Genomic DNA, 17725 nt, shown 5'->3' on the forward strand with positions numbered 1-17725 from the left:
CAACAAGGGAGGCCCCCATGAGCACGCTTGAGGTTACCCATGTCGGCTCGCTGCCGCGCACGCAAAAGGTCGTCGATTTCATTTTTGCCCGCGAGAACGGCACGCCCTATGAGGAGGCGGACTTCGACGCAGCGATGACGGAGGCGGTTTCGCAGACCGTGCGCAAACAGGTCGATGCCGGCGTTTCCATCGTCAGCGACGGCGAGACCTCGAAGATCTCCTATGCCACCTATGTGAAGGACCGCTATACCGGCTTTTCCGGCGACAGCCCGCGCAACGCGCCGGCCGATCTGAAGCTCTATCCGAGCTTTCTGAAGCGGATCGCCGAAAGCGGCGGCACGCCGAAATACGCAAGGCCCATGTGCACCGGCGAGGTCCGGTCTAAAGGGCAGGGGGAGCTGGAGAAAGACATCGCCAACCTGAAAGCGGCGATGGCCGAACACGGCGCTGGCCGCGGCTTCATGAATGCGGCCTCGCCGGGCGTGATCTCGCTGTTCCTGCAGAATGACTTCTACCCCACAAGGGACGCCTACCTGGCGGCGCTCGCCGACGTGATGAAGGCGGAATACGAGACCATTGTAGCCTCCGGCCTCGATCTTCAGCTTGACTGTCCGGACCTGGCGCTGTCCCGGCACATGCTGTTCACGGATTTGTCCGACGAGGAATTCGTCAAGGTAGCGGCCAGCCACGTCGAGGCGCTCAACCATGCGCTCTCCGATATCGATCCGGCAAGGGTGCGCATTCACATCTGCTGGGGCAACTATGAAGGCCCTCATGTCTGTGACATCTCCATGGACAAAGTGTTTTCCACGCTGATGTCCGCCCGGGCCAATTATGTGTTGTTCGAAACCTCTAATCCGCGCCACGCCCATGAATGGACGGTCTTCCGCGACCGCAAGGCGGAGATCCCGGAGGACAAGATCCTGGTGCCCGGTGTCGTCGACACGACCACCAACTTCGTCGAGCATCCGGAAGCGGTGGCGCAGCGTCTGGAACGCTTCACCGGCATTGTCGGCAAGGACCGCGTCATCGCTGGGTCCGATTGCGGCTTCGGCACCTTTGCCGGCTTCGGCGCGGTCGATCCGGAAATCGCCTATGCCAAGCTGGCCGCGCTTGCTGAAGGCGCGTCCATCGCAGGCGCGCGCGCGTGACGCCGCTCGTACTCTTGCCGGGCATGATGTGCGACGCGCGGCTTTACGGGCCACAGATTGCCGCCCTGTCCGGCCGGGTGCCGCTCCACCTGGCGCCGATTAAGGACCGGCAAAGCGTTGAAGAGCTGGCGGTGGACATTCTGGAAACCGCACCGCCGCGCTTTGCCCTGGCTGGCCTGTCCATGGGGGGCATCGTCGCGATGGAAGTGATTCGCCAAGCACCGGAACGCATCGACCGATTGGCATTGCTCGACACCAATCCAAGAGCCGAGCTTGAGGAGGTCAGGCAGCGGCGTGAGCCGCAGATCGAAGCGGTCCGCAATGGCCGCTTGAAAGACATCATGCGCGACGAGCTGAAGCCGAATTATCTGGCAGAAGGGCCGCGCCGCCAGGACGTGCTGGATCTCTGCATGGCGATGGCGCTCGATCTCGGCCCGGACGTCTTTGAACGCCAGTCTCGCGCCCTTCAGACCCGACCGGACCAGCAGGAAACGCTGAAACAGGTGCGTTGCCCAACGCTCATTCTCATGGGGGCCGACGACCGGCTCTGTCCGCGCGACCGGCACGAACTGATGCATGCGCTCATTGCCGGCTCGACCCTTCAAATCATCGACGGTGCCGGTCACCTGCCCACGCTGGAACAGCCCAATGCCGTCACCGCTGCCCTCAAGACCTGGCTGGACCTGTGATGGACACTGACCTTCTGGACCTTCTGAAAACCGTCGACACGCCGACCGTCTGCAACGCCATTGAGGTGGCCGAAGGCCGGCGCGGTTTCAACCGCTTCACACGGGGCACCATGCTCTCGTCCGATCCGGATGGCGGCGCCATGGTCGGTTATGCCCGAACGGCCAAGATCTCGGCCCTGGCCCCATCGACCGAGGCCCCGGAGGTGATCAAGGCACGGCGCATGGACTATTACCGCTACATGTCCGAAGGCCCGCGTCCGGCGATCACCGTGGTCGAGGATGTCGACTTCCCGAACGCGATCGGCGCCTATTGGGGCGAGATCAACACCACGGTTCACAAGGGACTGGGTGTTTCCGGCGCGCTCACCAACGGCGTCATGCGCGATCTTGGCGATCTGCCTGACGGCTTTCCGGTCGTCGCCGGCTCCGTCGGCCCGAGCCACGGCTATGTACATGTGAAAGAGATCGGCACGCCGGTGAAGATCTTCGGCCTCGACATTCTCGCCGGCGAACTGATTCATGCGGACCGGCACGGGGCCCTCGTGATCCCGGAAACCGTCATCCCGGTCCTGGCCGGTGCGATCCGCAAGCTTCTGGAGACCGAGCAGATTGTGCTCGGGCCTGCAAGAGAGCCGGACTTCTCCTTCGAAAAATTCGAGGCAGCGTGGGCCGCGTTTGAAAAGGCCAGAACATAAGCCTGCCTTGAAGGCGATAGCGAGGTCTCGAATGCGGTGGAACGGGTTTACCACACGGTAAGTCGATGTTTGCGCAACGTCACTTCGGGCGCTAGCCTGAATGGAACGCCTGTTTCCATAACCTGCAAAGGACCGTCCGATGAGGTTACTTGCCGCCCTTGTTGTCTTCGTCGCTGCTACGATCCCTGCGCGGTCCGATCAGGCGCTGTTTGACAACACCGTCGAATTCACCGGCCAGATTTTCTTTCTCGACAGCAAGGTCCCGGGCCTGATCATCGGGGCGATCAAGGACGGCGAGACCGCGATTTACGGCTTCGGCGAGATTGCCAAGGGCAGCGGGACAGCGCCGGATGGTGCGACCCGGATCGGGGTGGGCTCGATCACCAAGACGCTGACCGGCCTCGCCCTGGCCCATCTTGCCGCCGACGGCACGGTCTCCTTGAGCGACCCGGCAGGAAGATGGAGTTCGGACCTGAATGGGCTGCCGGATCATGACGGGCGGCAAATCCGGCTGATCGACCTGGTGACCCATTCCGGCGGCTTGCAGCGCGACCTCTTTCCATCTGAAGAGACCGAGGGCGGCAAGAGGTTCCCCGCCAATGTCGACACGCTGCCGCTGCTTTACGCACCCGGGGAGGGCGCTCTTTATTCCAACATCGGCTTCGATGTTCTGGCCGTCGCCCTGGAAGGCGCGGCGGAGCAGCCTTACCCGGAGTTTCTACGCGAACGTGTTCTTCAGCCGCTGGGCATGGACAACACCGGCTACGACCGGCCCGCCGACGAGATCACTTTCAAGGGCTATGACTGGAATGGCGAAAGGATGGAGCCGCCGGCCCCTGCGGAGCGCTATGGCGCCTCCCGGATCTACACCACGGCCGAGGATCTGCTGCGCTACCTTGCCTGGCATCTCGACCGGTTCGGTTCTGAGGGTATGGAGGCCCGCAGGCTCAGCCAGGCGGCATGGATGCAGCGGGACGGTCTATCGCCGGTCTACGGCCTGGATGAATCCGGGCACATGAACACCATGGGGCTCGGCTGGGTCATTATGATGCCGGAAGGCGACCGGCCGCTGATCCTGCAGAAAGCGGGCGGGGCGGACGGCGTTTTCAGCTACATCGCCTTCGCGCCCAACCGCAATGTCGGCGTGTTCATCGCCATCAATCAATTTAATTTCGGCGCCGGCATGGAGATGGCCCATGTGGTCAACGACCTGATCGCAACGCTCGCACCGCGCTGACCGGGTCTGGCGAAGAGGCAGCAGCTGCCGGAAAGTGTTCGCTGAGACGAGCGGCGCTCACACGGCGTGCTCGAAAAACAAGCGTTCAAAAGTCACAGGGCGCGGCGTCAGCGGGGCATTCGGTGATTTATGTGTCGACACTTCGCGAGATACCTGGAATTGGAATAGGGAGCGCCCCGCGTTCGAGTAAACCGGCGAGCGCTGCTGGATTGCCAAAGAAAAGGCGTTCCCACTGCCAGGAACGCCCGGTTTCAATCGGCTTCTGAAGCTGTCGAGGCCTATTCAAACGTCTTAAGATAGGCAATGACGTTTGCAACATCCTCGTCTTTGCGCAAGCCGGCAAAGGACATCTTGGTTTTTGGGACGACGTCCTTGGGCTTGTGCAGATAGGCCGCAAGGGTTTCCTCGTCCCAGACAAGACCGCCTTCCGCCAATTCCACCATGTTGGCGGAGTACTTAAACCCTTCGACCTGGGCCGCTGGCGCGCCGACGATGCCGTTGAGCGCCGGCCCGACCTTGTTCTTGGCCCCGTCACCAACCGCGTGGCAGGCGGCGCATTTCTTGAAAGCCTTTTTTCCGGCGACGGCATCACCGTCGGCCAGAGCGGGTTGAACCGCCAGCAGACCGGCAAGAGTGACAAGGCAGGTGAGTATGTTTCGCATGGGTTTTCCTTTCCTTTCTGCCGCGACCCCGCCGTCTGAGCGAAACGGGAACGGCCCGAGGCAATGCGGCAGAGAAGGGCCGGGCGAAGCTGTGTTCGCCCGGCGTTGCCGGCTCGTCTTATGGCCTCACTGTCGGACGGCCGGTATCAAGTGTCAGCCTGTACGGCCTAAGAAAGCCGAACGGGCCTGGCGGCTCCTTGACAACCGTCAAGCGGAGCCCGTCTATTCGGCGGCGATAGGTTGCCTTGCCAACTGGCATTGCGCCCAGAGCGAATGCAACGCGCAGACCAGCCGGTCGACGTCGCCCGGTGTATGGACCGGCGATGGCGTGATCCTGAGCCGTTCGGTTCCCTTGGGCACGGTCGGATAGTTGATCGGCTGGATGTAGATGCCGAATTCTTCCAGGAGCGTGTCCGACAGGAATTTGCATTTGGCAGGGTTGCCGACAATGACCGGAATAATGTGGCTGGGATTGTCGACATGGGGAATGCCAAGCGTGTCGAGGCGCCGCCGCACCTGGGCGACGATGGCCCGGTGCGCCTCGCGTTCCGTGTTGCTTTCCTTCAGATGCCGGATGGACGCTGTGGCCGCCGCCGCGATGGCCGGAGGCAGGGCGGTCGTGAAGATGAAGCCGCTGGCAAAGCTGCGGACGAAGTCGCAAAGTTCCGCACTGGCGGCGATATACCCGCCGACAACGCCGTAGGCCTTGCCGAGCGTGCCTTCAATGACGGTGAGCCGGTCCATAAGGCCCTCCCGCTCGGCGATGCCGCCGCCGCGCGGCCCGTAAAGGCCGACGGCATGAACTTCGTCGAGATAGGTCATGGCGCCATACCGGTCGGCAAGATCGCAGATTTCAGCAATCGGCGCGATGTCGCCATCCATGGAATAGACGCTCTCGAAGGCGATCAGTTTAGGCCGGTCCGGCTCGGCGGCCTGAAGTTTTGCTTCCAGGTCCGCCAAGTCGTTGTGCTTCCAGATCACCTTCTCGGCGCGCGAATGGCGAATGCCCTCGATCATCGAGGCATGGTTCAGGCTGTCGGAAAAGACGATACAGCCCGGGATCCGGGCGGCAAGGGTCCCGAGCGCCGCCCAGTTCGACACATATCCGGATGTGAAGACGAGCGCGGCTTCCTTGCCGTGCAGGTCCGCCAGTTCGGCTTCCAGCTGCACATGGTCATGCGTGGTGCCTGAAATGTTGCGCGTCCCGCCGGCGCCGACCCCGCACCGGTCAACCGCTTCGTGCATGGCGGCGACCACCTTCGGGTGCTGACCCATGCCGAGATAGTCATTGGAACACCAGATGGCGACATCCTTCGTCCCGTCCCGACAGGCCCAGCTGGCTTCGGGAAAGTTGCCGCATTTGCGCTGAAGATCGATGAAAACCCGATAGTTTCCTTCCTGTTTCAGCTCTTTGAGGCGGTCCTTGAAAAAAGCTTGATAGTCCATGACATCCCCGCTTTCTCACATGTCGGAACGACCCTAAGTGCCTGGGACCGGAGCCTGAATGACAATAGTCAAGAAGCGGTGGAAAGCGCCGATGACCTGATATGGCTATTGTGCAAAGCGACAGGGACGCGGTAGAGGTTCTGTCGTATTACCCGATCAGGAAAAGACGCATGCCGACAGATCGCCAAAGGAAAATCGCGCAGAACTCGCTGCTGTTGAAGAGCTTTCCGCAGGAGATCCGCGACATGGTGCTCAGCCTGTCGAGCTGGCGGACCTACGACCGCGGCGAGACGCTGTTCCTGCAGGGCGAGACCGCCCAGGCGATCCATATCGTCATGGACGGCTGGGTGAAGCTTTACCGCATCGCGCCCAATGGCGGCGAGGCGGTGGTGAACGTCTTTGCCAAGGGGGAGAGTTTCGGCGAGGCGGTCGCCTTCCGCGGTATCGCCTATCCGGTTTCGGCCGAAGCCGTAACCAATTGCGAGGTCATGCGCATTCCGAGCACAGCGATCCTGGAGGCCATGCGCAAGGACCCGGAGATTGCCCTTTCCGTCGTCGCCTCGACCTTCATCCATCTGCACTCTCTTGTCTCCCAGCTGGAGCAGCTCAAGGCGCAGACCGGGCCGCAACGGGTTGCCGAATTCCTGCTGGAACTGTGCGAACAGGAGAGTGGCAAATGCGAGGTTACGCTTCCCTACGATAAATTCCTGATCGCCGGCCGTCTGGGCATGAAGCCGGAAAGCCTGTCGCGCTCCTTCGCCCGGCTGAAATCCGTCGGCGTGCAGATCAACCGCAACCATGCGGAAATCGAGGATATCGAGAGGCTGAGGGCCTTCTCCGAAGAAGATCCTGTTGAAGCCTGGCACAAGGGGTGACCATGAAACTGGAAACCGCGCTTGAACAAATCGATGCCGCCAATGCGGCCGATCCTAATCTGGAAGACGGCGAGCCGGCGGCCCTGCTCTATGGACGGCGGATGAGTGAAGAGCTCGGACGGCTTTTCCCGCAGGCCGCCGATCCGTTGAAGATCGCGGCCAGAGGCCAGCATATCGAGCGCTGGACCTCTCCGCGCAGTGCCTACCCAGAAGGCAAGGCTGGTTATCACGCCTGGCGCCGGGATCTTGCAAGACATCATGCGGATCGCGTCGGCGGGATCATGGCGGCGGCGGGTTATTCGGACAATGCAATTGAAGCCGCGGCCAGGATGCTGCGCAAGGAGGGCCTCAAGCGGGACGCGGACGTGCAGGCGCTGGAAGACGTGATCTGCTTTGTTTTCCTGAAATGGTATTTCGCGCCCTTCGCCGCCAAACACGAGGACGCCAAGGTGCTTGACATCGTGCAGAAGACCGCCTGCAAGATGTCGGATGATGGCCGTGCGCGGGTGCTGGCCGAATTCGATTTGCCGGAACCGCTCGCCGCCGCCTTCAGCGGCTGAGACCCGCAACGGCGTAAAGGCAAAGCAGCAACACGCAAAAGAGGCCGATCACCCAGCTGAAACCCGACAGCCACCCGGGAGCCTGCCAAAGGCCCAGATACCGGGACAGGATGATCCGTGCCTTGGCCCAGGCCAGCAGCAGGAGCAGGCCACCGAAGAGGACGGGGCTAAAGAATTCCGCGCCGCCAGCCGTCACCAGAACGGCGGCGATGCCGAGGCTCATCAAGGTGAGCCAGGCGAGAAAAAGCGGATTGGATGTCATCGGCGCCTACCCCAATACATAGATCACCGGAAAGAGCAGCACCCAGACGAGATCGACCATGTGCCAGAAGGCGGCTCCGGCCTCGATGTTGCGCGGGGCATCCTTCCAGGCGACGAGCCCCAGAAGAACGATGCCCGCGACAACATGCGCCGCGTGGAACCCGGTGAGCAGATAGTAAAAGGTGAAGAAGGCATGGGTGTCCGTGGAAATGCCTTCCGCTGCCTTCGCTGCGTATTCCTGGAACTTGATCGCCAGAAAGACAGCGCCCAGAAGCATCGCGCCGGCAAGGTGCCAGCGGGCCGCCGCCCGTTTCAGGCCAAGGCGCAGGTCGAGGCTCCTGGCGGCGAGAAAACCGCTGGTGATGAGGACGACGGTGTTGATGCCGGCAAGAGCCGGATCGAGCGCCGCCCTTGCTGCCGCAAAACCCGCGGGATCGCTGATCCGGACACTCAGGAAGGCGGCGAGCCCGGCGCCGAAGACGAGCAGCTCGCTGACAATCAGCACCCACATCATCAGTTCGCCGGGCAGGTCATCCAGAAGTCCGGCATCGGGTTTGGGGGCGGGTGCATGCACGGCCGGTTTTATCCTCCGACAATCTGGCGATAGATCTGAGGCAGGGCCTGGGTCAGCCGGTCCGGATGCGGGATCACTGCAAATCCGCCCTGGCCGAACAGCCGTGGAAACCAGGACTTTGCAGACTTGTCGATGGTCACGCCAAAGACCGACTGTCCGGCGCGCCGGGCTTCGTGGACAGCCATTCTTGTATCCTCGATGCCGTGGCGGCCTTCATAGTGATCGAGATCGTTCGGCTTGCCGTCCGTGATGACCAGAAGGAGCCTGCGTTTGCGGGACTGGGCTGCAAGATCCCTGGAGACATGGCGGATGGCGGCGCCGAGCCGCGTGTAGAAACCGGGTCTCAGCCCACCTATTCTCTGCTCAACCAGCTTGGTCATCGGTTCCCCGAACCGCTTGCAGGTCTGAAGGTAGACACGGTGGCGCTTCAGTGATGAGAATGCGGTGATCGCAAAATCGTCCCCGCAGGCATTCAGGCCCCAGGCGAGTGCCGTCAGCGCCTCGCGTTCGATATCGATCACGGCGCGCCCTGTAACGGCACTCTCGGTGGAGCGGGAGACGTCGAGCAGGATCGAGACCGCCAGGTCTCTCGCTTCTGGCCGTGTCTGCAGCCAGATCCGCTCGGATCCGGCGCCGCCGGCGGAGCGCTCGGCTTCGGAGCGGACGACTGCGTCGAGATCAAGCGCATCGCCTTCCAGATGGCCGCGTGTCGTCACCCGGCCAGGTCGCAGGGCCTCGAACTGTTTTTTCACGGCCCGGATGCGGCGGGCGGCGCGGTCGTCCTGGGTGATCGCGGCTTTTTCCGGGTCCGCCTCGGCAAGGCTTGTCAGAACGCAGACATGATCCGGCAGGTATGCGCCGCTGCGCGCGTCCCATTCGGGATAAAGATGTCTGCCTGAAAGGCGTTCCCGGTCGACATCTTCCGGCGACAGGTCGAGATGCAGCTTCAGTCTTGTGGCCGGCGCCTTGGAAATCTGGCCGAGGCCGATCTCTTCCTGCTCTTCGGCGGCCTTCTTGGCACTGTCGTGGTCGTCGTCGTCAACGCGGCGGTTGAGATTGAGGAATTCCGCCCAGCTGAGGATCGCCTCGAACTTGTGCAGGATCAGACTGTCCTTGCGCTCCGCCTGATCGGCCTTGCGGCGGCGGGCGCGAACGGTCTTGCCGGAAGCTTCTTCCCGGGTCCCCTCGGTTTCCCGGTTCTCGACCTCGTCACCTGCGGAAAAGGTAACCAAACGCAGGTCCGGCCAGAGTGCAACCGGGCGGAAAGGACGGTAACCGCGCGGGGCGGCTACATCTTCGAATGCACCGCCATCGATCTGTTCCTGCAGGTCCCGGACATCCAGTGGCAATTCGGCCGGATCGCCGAGCCTGTGGCGGACAATTCTTTCGATCCTGGCTTCCAGCTCGGGCAGCTTGGCGTCTGGTCGCTGCAAAAGCGATTGCCGGCAAAGCGCGGCATATAGATCACGCAGGCCCGGCGCCTGGTCGAGGGTCTCACGGACCATGGTGCCTGTTACCTGCAGGGCTCGCAAATCCGCGGCAAGCGGATCGTGCTCGGCGACGTGGACCGGTGCATGGGCTGCCAGCGCCGTCAGCCAGAAATAAAGTGCGGCATTGGCTTCCCTTTGTGGAAAAATCGCGAGGCTGGCGGGCAGCCGCAGGATTTCTCCGTCGAAACTGGTACGCGCCACGGTCTCGGCTTCCGTGCCGAGCCGTCTCAGAAATCCGAGGCGGTGACGCGAGACTTCCTCGCTGACCGGGCGGAGCTCGACACTGTGAGCGCCTCCCAGTCCGCGGAAAAGGACAGCAAGCCGCCCGCCGACCTCATTGAGGCCGACCGCGGCTCCATGATGCACCTCGGGTGCATCGAGGCGGCTTGCAAACGCGTGCCACAGTTTCCCGACGGTTTCCTCGGGTTCCCATGGCTCGAAGTCGATCCTGCCCATCGGTCCGGCCTCACCCAAACACGACCGTAACAAGATCAAGGAGCCCGCGTTTCACGTCTTCATCGTCGGTCAGCGGTTCGATCATCGCCGCTTCAATCGCGCGTTCGACCGGCATGCCCTGGGCAATCAGCGTGGCCGCATAGACGACCAGGCGGGTCGAAACGCCCTCTTCAAGATCCTGGCCCTTGAGTGCGCGCAACTTGCCGGCCAGGCGGACCAGAGAGGCTGTCCGGTCCCGGTCGAGGCCGCTTTCCTCGCTGACGATCTCGGTTTCGAGATCGGCGGGCGGGAAGTCGAATTCGAGCGACAGGAAACGCTGCCGGGTGGAGGGTTTCAAAGTTTTCAGGATGTTCTGGTAACCGGGGTTATACGAGGCGACCAGCATGAAGCCGGGTGCCGCGACCAGTTCCTCGCCGGTCCGGTCGATCGGCAGGGTCCGGCGGTCGTCGGTCAAGGGGTGCAGCACAACGGTCACGTCCTTGCGGGCCTCCACCACTTCGTCGAGATAGCAGATCGCGCCCTCGCGGACGGCCCGGGTCAGCGGTCCGTCGACCCAGACAGTTTCGCCGCCTTTTAAAAGGTACCGGCCGATCAGATCCGCGGCGGCAAGGTCGTCATGGCATGCGACCGTGTAGAGCTTGCGGCCGAGCTTTGCCGCCATATGGGCGACGAAGCGGGTCTTGCCGCAGCCGGTCGGTCCCTTGAGCAGAACCGGCAGGCCGTTTCTGTGCGCAGCTTCGAAGACATCGCATTCGTCGCCTTGCGAGAGGTAGAAGGGGGCGCTTGCCGCCCCCTTTGCCATGGAGACACTGGCATCCATATCCATCACTCCGCTGGAACGCCGGCTGCTTCACCCGGCTGGATGACTTCGCGCCGGGGCACGGCAACCGCATAGATGAACAGGAAGGCACCGAGAACGAAGGCAGCGCCCGCTCCGAACCGCATCCAGTAGAACACGGCGAGCTGGTCCTGGACCTCCATGAAGTACTCGCCCATCACCCGCTGCAGATGCGTCTGCACTGTGCCGGCGAAGGTAAGCACAAAGGTCATGAACGTCATGCCGCCGGCCATCAGCCAGAAGGACGCCATATTGAGGACCTGGTTATAGGGGTCCCGTCCCCGCAGCAGCGGCATGGCGTAGCTGATGATCGCCAGGTTCAGGGACACATAGGCGCCGAAGAAGGCCAGGTGTCCGTGGGCGGCTGTGATCTGAGTGCCATGGGTATAGTAGTTGACCCCGTGCAGCGTGTGCAGGAATCCCCAGACACCGGCGCCGAAAAAGGCGAGCGTGGCACAGCCGAGCGACCAAAGCAGCGCAGCCTTGTTGGGGTGGTCCCGCCGGCCTTTCCAGACCATGACGAAGGCGAAGGACATCATGGCGAAGAAGGGAACGACTTCGAGGGAAGAGAAGATCGAGCCGATCCACTGCCAGTAGCCGGGTGTGCCGATCCAGTAATAGTGGTGGCCGGTGCCCAGGATGCCGGAGAAGAGGGCGGCGGCGACAATGACATAGAGCCACTTCTCGATGACTTCGCGGTCGACGCCGGTCAGTTTCAGCATCAGGTAGGCCAGGACCGAGGCCATGATCAGTTCCCAGACGCCTTCCACCCACAGGTGCACGATGTTCCACCAGTACTGCTTGTCGAGCGACAGGTTGCTGGGGTTGTAGAAGCTGAACAGGAACAAGAGCGCCAGGCCCCACAGGCCGAGCAGCAGGATGTTGGTGATCGCGGTCTTCTTGCCCTTCAGCACCGTCATGGTGATGTTGTAGAGGAACATAAGCGCCGCGACGACGATGCCGACCTTGACCCATTTGGGCTGCTCGATGAACTCGCGGCCCTCTTTGCCCAACAGCCAGTTGCCCTCAAACAGGTTGAAGACATAGGTGAGCACCACGCCGAGCGTGCCGATCACCAGGACGGCCAGCTGCAGATAGGCGAGTTTGGGGGAGTGGAGCTCCCGTTCGGCTTCCTCGGGAACGAGGAAATAGGCAGCGCCGAAAAAGCCCAGCAGCAGCCAGACGATCAGGCTGTTGGTGTGCAGCATGCGCACGATGTTGAAGGGAAGCAGCTCCGACAGGAAGTTCGGAGACACATAGATCCAGCCGGCCAGCAGACCGCCCAGAACCTGAACGGCGAACAGGGCAAGCGCCACTGCGAAATACGCCAGTGCGACCTTTTGGGATTGATATTTCATCTTGGGTTTCCTTCGCGTTCAAGATCAACCGGCGTCGTTCGGCGGCCAGTTTTGAGTGTTGATCTTGTTGGTCCAGATCAGGAAATTGGCGAGATCGCGGATTTCCTCGTCCGTGAGATTGAATTGCGGCATCTGCCGGCGGCCCTCGATGCCGGTCGGCATGGCTTCCATCCACCCTTTCAGCGTATCGAAGGCCGCATCCGGATCGTCGAGGACACCCCAGCGGGTCATCACGTTGCCGACTTCAGGTGCGAAATAGGCACCTTCCCCCAAGATCGTGTGACAGTTGATGCAGGCTTTGTCTTCCCAGACGCGCTTGCCGGCCGCCACGCTTTCCGTGATGCCTGCATGATCGGTCGATGTGCCGGTAATGTAGAGGTGGCTGTGTATCGACAGCCCCACGAAGATAACTATGAAGAACAGTGACCCGCCATAAAATATGTTTCGGGCCATGCTTTTGGTCATGACTTCGCGCATCGCGCGCTCCTTTCCCCCGAGTTGATCCGAGGGTACGGACACATAAGATCGTGCATTCAGGCTGTTGCCTGAGCGATCCACTGGACGCGAACCGGATTTCGGTACGCGGTGGACACCATTGCGCCCCGCCTCCGCGTGGCGCCTCGAACGTGCCACGCTCGAACCACGCCTGAAAGAACACTCTTATGGGTCCGTACCCCAGGCCGGAGGGTGACAGCGCGAGACCGGTTTTCCTTAACCAAAGTCAAGATGAAAACAAACAAACCGCGCCGCAGTAGATTTGCGGTCTTCATGCGCAGCGTAAAAAAGGACATTGCACGGCGGGTAATCGCTAGGCCGGCTAGCGGTTCGTTTCTGACATTTGCATCCATTTGCCGCAAGCACGAGAGCAAATGTCAATTTCACTCCACCAGGCGCATAGCGCAGGACGGCCTGGCTGGACATTCAAGCAGGCAGCGCTATCCGGCGGACCGGAGCGGGCCACCTGAGGCCGTATTCGGGGACGCGTCGGCTGCTTCGCAGCTTTTGAACGAAAAACCATGGCGTCCGGCAACATGTTTCCTGCTGAACAGTGCCCTAAACGCGGTCGGATCGCTTCCAGTCTACTGAGGATGGCACAAGGCAAACCTTAAGAAAACCAAGCCGCTTCGATGCCGGTTTCATCGATGAAGAAAGGGGGTGAAAAAATTCGGGGCTTTCATCTTAACGAAAGTCAAGGATTGGGGACCGCGATTGCTTAAGGCTCGCGATTGCCTCACCAGCATTTGGAGTTTGAAAATGTCACATCCAAGACTGAAGACAAGGACAGGACCCGCGCTAGCGGCCAGTCTCGCGCTGTTATTGGGCAGCGCGGCGGTGCCTGCCCTTGCAGAGGGCCCAACGTTAAGCGAGGAGGCCTTTGAAAGTTCCAAGCAGCTCTATTTCGAAAGATGCGCGGGCTGTCACGGCGTGTTGCGCAAGGGCGCAACCGGCAAGAACCTGGAACCGAGTTGGAAGAAGACCGCGGCCGACGGCACCGTGACAGAGGGCGGCACGCTGAAGCTTGGCCAGGAGCGGCTTGAGAAGATCATTTCCTGGGGCACCGAAGGCGGCATGAACAACTTCTCGGACATCATGACCGAGCAGGAAATCAAGGACATGGCGACCTACATCATGATGGAGCCGCCCAAACCGCCGGAAATGTCGCTGGCGCAGATGGAGGCGACCCGAAAGGTCTATGTCGAGCCCAAGGATTATCCGACCGAGCCGCTTCACGGCCGGAACTGGGAAAACTTCTTCGTGGTCATCGAGCGTGACGTCGGCAAGGTCGCGGTTATCGATGGCGACACCAAGGAAGTTCTGGCCCATATTCCAACCGGCTATGCCGTTCACGTCCTGAAGGCCTCCGAGCACCACAAGCTGGAAGAACCGGAAAATCCGGGCCGCTTCTGGTACACGATGGGCCGCGACGGCAAGATGACGAAGATCGATCTCTGGCAGAAGCCGGAGAACATGTTGGTTGCCGAAGTGAAGATCGCCTATGACGCCCGCGATGTGGCCGTTTCCGGCGATGGAAAATACGTGATCGGTGGAGGCTACTGGCCACCGCATTTCGCAATCGTCGATGCCGAAACAATGGAGCCGAAAAAAGTCGTCTCCACGCGCGGCGTCAATGTCGACGGCGACTATGTGGAAGAAAGCCGCGTGGCGGCGATCTACACCACGCCGAACGAGCCGACCTGGATTGTTGCTGTCAAGGAACTCGGTCAGCTTTGGCAAGTTGACTACACCGATTTGGACAACCTCCGGATCGACAAGATCAATTCCGCCAAGTTCCTGCATGACGGCTTCTTCGATCCAACCGGCCGCTACTTCCAGATCGCCGCAAACGCGTCGAACAAGATGGTTGTGGTCGACACGGAAACGCACAAGCTCGAGGCAATGATCGACACGGCAGCCCTGCCGCATCCCGGCCCGGGCGCGAACTGGAATGATCCGAATTGCGGTCCGGTCGCCGGCACCACTCACCTCGGTGAAGGCACTGTCACGGTGTGGGGCAACGATCCGCAAAACCGTCCGGATGATGCCTGGAAGGTCTGCTACGAAGTTGAAACCGACGGCGCGGGCCTGTTCATCAGAACGCACCCGGACTCGGATTACATCTGGGCCGACCAGACCAAGCATCCGGAGCCGGAAGTGCAACAGTCGGTGCAGGTCATCTCCAAGGAAACCGGTGAGATCGTGAAGACCATCCAGGTTACGGATGAAGAAGGGAACGTCGCCGTTCACTTCGAATTCAACCAGGACGGTTCGGAAGTCTGGGTCTCCAAGTGGAACCGTGCGACTTCAAAAGAGCCAAACGGCGAGATCGTGGTCTACGACGCCAAGACACTTGAAGAAAAAACCCGGATCAAGGGTCTCTTTGCCCCGACCGGCAAGTTCAACGTCTACAACCGTTCGAACCACGTCACTTAACGACAACAGCCAAGCGTCAGAAGGGCGGGCTCATCGCCCGCCCTTCTTTTTGCCAGCGGTGTCGGGACTGCATCGAAAGATGGTTACCCCGGAAAAACGGAGACGTTCCCTGCGCCCGCGATGCGATCGCTGCCTGCCCTTTCAGGGGTGAGGCGGAGAAACATGAACACGGAGCCTGGACATGACCGAGAGCAGCCAAGGTGACAAGAAAAAGCCGATCTGGCGCAGGTACCTGATATGGGGCATGCCGATCGGAGGGGCCGCGGCCGCCTTTGTCGCCGGTATCATTTTCTGGGGCGGCTTCAACACCGCAATGGAAGCCACCAACACGAAGCAATTCTGTATCTCCTGTCACGAGATGCGTGACTTTGTCTATGAAGAATACAAGGGCACGATCCACGATGTGAATCGGTCCGGCGTCGGCGCCATGTGTTCCGACTGCCATGTACCGAAAGACTGGACCCACAAGATTATCCGCAAGGTACAGGCCTCGAAGGAATTGTGGGGCAAGATGGTCGGCACCATCAGCACCCCCGAAAAATTCGAGGCCAAACGACTGTCGCTTGCCCAGAACGAATGGGAGCGCATGAAGGCCAACGATTCTCGCGAGTGCCGCAACTGTCACGATTTCGAATCCATGATGCCCGAATTCCAGAGACCGCGCGCACGCCAGCAGCACCTGAATGCAATGGAAGCGGGCCAGACCTGCATCGACTGCCACAAGGGCATTGCCCACTCCGACCTGCGCGATCGCGCGGATGAAGAGTATCTTGAAAAGCTGGAAGCACCGAACCCGGCCTTCAAACGCGAGGTCCCGGCGGAATACATCGCCAGCCTAGAGCGTATCGTCAACAAGGAGGCTGAGGAAGCCGCCGCTGCCAAAGCCGCCCAGAAGGCCCATCAGGAAGCCGTTCAGGCGCAAATCGCGGCGGCCGTTGACGCGGCTGTTGCCGAAGAACGCGCCACGGCAAATGATGCGGGCGCAAGTGCAGATGGTGAAACCGCCGGCGACGGTGCGGCAACGGGAACCGTTGCAGCAAATGTTGACTGGAATGCTGTTCCGGCGGCGGACATGACCCTGTTCTATCCGGGCCAGGCGTCCTTTGAATGGGTGCAGAATGGCAAGACCCATGGCGGTGCCCGTCCGCTGACCAAGGGCGGCGACGCCTGCACCACCTGTCACGCCGCGGAACTGGAAGCCATCGGCACCAAGATCGTCGCGGGTGGAGATCTTGAGCCGACACCGATCCCGGGCAAACGCGGTATCATCAACGCGACAATCCAGGCCGCCCATGACGACCAGAACCTCTATGTGCGTCTCCAGTGGCCCGATGCCGGCCACAACCCGGCTCCATTTGTCGACGGCGGCAAGATGGACCCCGACAACCAGATCAAGGTTGCGATGATGATCGCGGGCACCGGGATTGAACTGGGTGCGACAACCGGGTGCTGGTCGTCCTGCCACGCTGACAATTCCTATATGCCATTCGACCCGGGCGCCGACGCGATCGCCGGAAATGCCGACGTCGCCAGCCGTCTGGAAGCATCGGAAAAGATTACCAAATATCTGACCGAAAGCCGGACAAAGGTCGAGATCAAAGGCCGGGGTGGCAAGGCACAAGGTGGCTGGGACAAGCTCAAGAGCGCAGAAGAAATCAGCCAGCTGTTCCAGGATGGCGCCTATTTGGATCTGTTGCGGGTCTATGCGGATGGCACGGCCAGCAACGGTTACCTTCTGGAGCGCCGGGTGGTGAATGACGGTGAAATGTCGGCGGAAGCCAATCTTTCAGCCGGCGTCTGGACCGTTGTCTTCTCGCGGCCGCTGGCTTCCGGGGCACCGGGCGACATCCCGCTCGAACCTGGCAAGACCTACACGGTCGGCTTCGCCATCCACGATGACTTTGCCGCCGCTCGTTTCCACCACGTGACGCTCAACACGAGCCTCGCCCTGGATGATGACACGGCACAGATCAACGTCACCAAGCAGTAGTAACCCCAGGGCGGCAGGAGACTGCCGCCCTTTCCGTATCAGAACAGGAGAAGCGAAATGCGTTTTGTCCAGTCCATCGTTTCCGCAGCTCTGTTGTCACTCGCGGCCGCGGGCTCGTCTCTCGCCGGAGAGGAAGACCTCGCTGCGCTGTGCGCGCAGGCCGAAGAAAGCTATACGGACATGTTCGGTCATCCCTCTGCGGATGAGAAGGGCGTAACCGTCGTCAAGATGTTCAAGTACCGCTTCTGCCCGCCAAAGCTTTCGGTCCCTGTCGGCACCACGGTGCGCTGGGTGAATGTCGACAGGCGCACCAGTCACTCCATCGTGCTCAAAGAAGAAGGCGTACCGGAATCCGACCGGCTGTTTCCGGAAGAAACCTTTGAGTTCACGTTCCTGAGCCCGGGAGACCAGACCTATCTGTGCGGTCCTCACTGGGAAACACAGGAAATGATCGGAATGGTCTCGGTAGGTGAATAATTTCAGGTAGTTATCCCAATTTTCGCGGAGCCAGG

At 61.1% G+C, this 17725-nt stretch carries 17 protein-coding genes and 1 pseudogene; 10 read left to right on the top strand and 8 right to left on the bottom strand.

Features of this window, described 5'->3' with window-relative positions; genetic code table 11:
- Positions 1–17 precede the first annotated feature (17 nt).
- From M0H32_RS02805 to ampH, 4 genes are all read left to right on the top strand, one after another.
- A complete protein-coding gene (locus M0H32_RS02805) occupies positions 18–1151 on the top strand; it encodes a cobalamin-independent methionine synthase II family protein (protein WP_248150415.1) in 1134 nt (377 codons plus the stop codon).
- Positions 1148–1840, top strand: coding sequence for an alpha/beta fold hydrolase (locus M0H32_RS02810; protein WP_248150416.1), 693 nt, complete (start codon positions 1148–1150; stop codon positions 1838–1840). Before M0H32_RS02805 ends, M0H32_RS02810 begins: the two co-directional genes overlap by 4 nt.
- Positions 1840–2535: an RraA family protein gene (locus M0H32_RS02815; RefSeq protein ID WP_248150417.1), complete on the top strand. Its 696-nt coding sequence runs from the start codon at positions 1840–1842 to the stop codon at positions 2533–2535. The genes M0H32_RS02810 and M0H32_RS02815 overlap by 1 nt, the downstream gene beginning before the upstream one ends.
- A 139-nt stretch (positions 2536–2674) precedes the next feature.
- Positions 2675–3772 carry a D-alanyl-D-alanine-carboxypeptidase/endopeptidase AmpH gene (gene ampH / locus M0H32_RS02820; protein WP_248150419.1) on the top strand — a complete coding sequence of 366 codons (1098 nt, stop codon included), beginning with the start codon at positions 2675–2677 and terminating at the stop codon, positions 3770–3772.
- 278 nt (positions 3773–4050) lie between these two features.
- Here the strand turns inward: ampH and M0H32_RS02825 are convergent, their stop codons facing one another.
- Positions 4051–4434 (bottom strand): c-type cytochrome, encoded by a 384-nt coding sequence (locus M0H32_RS02825; RefSeq protein ID WP_248150421.1) that lies wholly within the window; start codon positions 4432–4434, stop codon positions 4051–4053.
- Between the two features lie 222 nt (positions 4435–4656).
- A complete protein-coding gene (gene hemA / locus M0H32_RS02830) occupies positions 4657–5880 on the bottom strand; it encodes a 5-aminolevulinate synthase (protein WP_248150423.1) in 1224 nt (407 codons plus the stop codon).
- Positions 5881–6050: 170 nt separating this feature from the next.
- On the opposite strand from hemA, the gene M0H32_RS02835 reads away from it, so the two are divergent.
- Both M0H32_RS02835 and M0H32_RS02840 read left to right on the top strand, forming a co-directional pair.
- The gene (locus M0H32_RS02835) at positions 6051–6755 is read left to right on the top strand and encodes a Crp/Fnr family transcriptional regulator (RefSeq protein ID WP_248150425.1); all 705 of its coding nucleotides are present in this window, start codon (positions 6051–6053) and stop codon (positions 6753–6755) included.
- A gap of 2 nt (positions 6756–6757) precedes the next feature.
- Positions 6758–7315, top strand: a complete 558-nt coding sequence (locus M0H32_RS02840) for a DUF4202 domain-containing protein (RefSeq protein ID WP_248150428.1) — start codon at positions 6758–6760, stop codon at positions 7313–7315.
- Here M0H32_RS02840 and M0H32_RS02845 read toward each other — a convergent pair.
- The 6 genes from M0H32_RS02845 to M0H32_RS02870 are packed head-to-tail and all read right to left on the bottom strand — an operon-like array spanning position 7305 to position 12769.
- Positions 7305–7577 carry a hypothetical protein gene (locus M0H32_RS02845; protein WP_248150432.1) on the bottom strand — a complete coding sequence of 91 codons (273 nt, stop codon included), beginning with the start codon at positions 7575–7577 and terminating at the stop codon, positions 7305–7307. The two genes, M0H32_RS02840 and M0H32_RS02845, sit on opposite strands and share 11 nt — an antisense overlap.
- Positions 7578–7583: 6 nt before the next feature.
- Positions 7584–8150 carry a cytochrome c oxidase subunit 3 gene (locus tag M0H32_RS02850; RefSeq protein WP_248150435.1) on the bottom strand — a complete coding sequence of 189 codons (567 nt, stop codon included), beginning with the start codon at positions 8148–8150 and terminating at the stop codon, positions 7584–7586.
- A gap of 8 nt (positions 8151–8158) precedes the next feature.
- Entirely contained in the window at positions 8159–10096 is a 1938-nt protein-coding gene (locus tag M0H32_RS02855) for a nitric oxide reductase activation protein NorD (protein WP_248150437.1), read from the bottom strand.
- 10 nt (positions 10097–10106) lie between these two features.
- A complete protein-coding gene (locus M0H32_RS02860; protein WP_425607282.1) occupies positions 10107–10916 on the bottom strand; it encodes a CbbQ/NirQ/NorQ/GpvN family protein in 810 nt (269 codons plus the stop codon).
- A gap of 5 nt (positions 10917–10921) precedes the next feature.
- Complete coding sequence (locus M0H32_RS02865) at positions 10922–12292, bottom strand: cbb3-type cytochrome c oxidase subunit I (protein ID WP_248150439.1); 1371 nt, start codon at positions 12290–12292, stop codon at positions 10922–10924.
- Positions 12293–12316: 24 nt separating this feature from the next.
- Positions 12317–12769, bottom strand: coding sequence for a c-type cytochrome (locus tag M0H32_RS02870; protein ID WP_248150440.1), 453 nt, complete (start codon positions 12767–12769; stop codon positions 12317–12319).
- A gap of 777 nt (positions 12770–13546) precedes the next feature.
- On the opposite strand from M0H32_RS02870, the gene M0H32_RS02875 reads away from it, so the two are divergent.
- From M0H32_RS02875 to M0H32_RS02890, 4 genes and pseudogenes are all read left to right on the top strand, one after another.
- Positions 13547–15223, top strand: coding sequence for a cytochrome D1 domain-containing protein (locus tag M0H32_RS02875; protein WP_248150441.1), 1677 nt, complete (start codon positions 13547–13549; stop codon positions 15221–15223).
- A gap of 244 nt (positions 15224–15467) precedes the next feature.
- Positions 15468–15959, top strand: a pseudogene (locus M0H32_RS02880) (NapC/NirT family cytochrome c); the annotation flags it as partial.
- Between the two features lie 108 nt (positions 15960–16067).
- The gene (locus tag M0H32_RS02885; protein WP_425607286.1) at positions 16068–17213 is read left to right on the top strand and encodes an ethylbenzene dehydrogenase-related protein; all 1146 of its coding nucleotides are present in this window, start codon (positions 16068–16070) and stop codon (positions 17211–17213) included.
- 57 nt (positions 17214–17270) lie between these two features.
- On the top strand, positions 17271–17690 hold the full coding sequence (locus M0H32_RS02890) for a cupredoxin domain-containing protein (RefSeq protein WP_248150442.1): 420 nt from the start codon (positions 17271–17273) through the stop codon (positions 17688–17690).
- Positions 17691–17725 lie beyond the last annotated feature (35 nt).

The sequence above is a fragment of the Roseibium sediminicola genome (assembly GCF_023156505.1).
Classification (GTDB): domain Bacteria; phylum Pseudomonadota; class Alphaproteobacteria; order Rhizobiales; family Stappiaceae; genus Roseibium; species Roseibium sediminicola.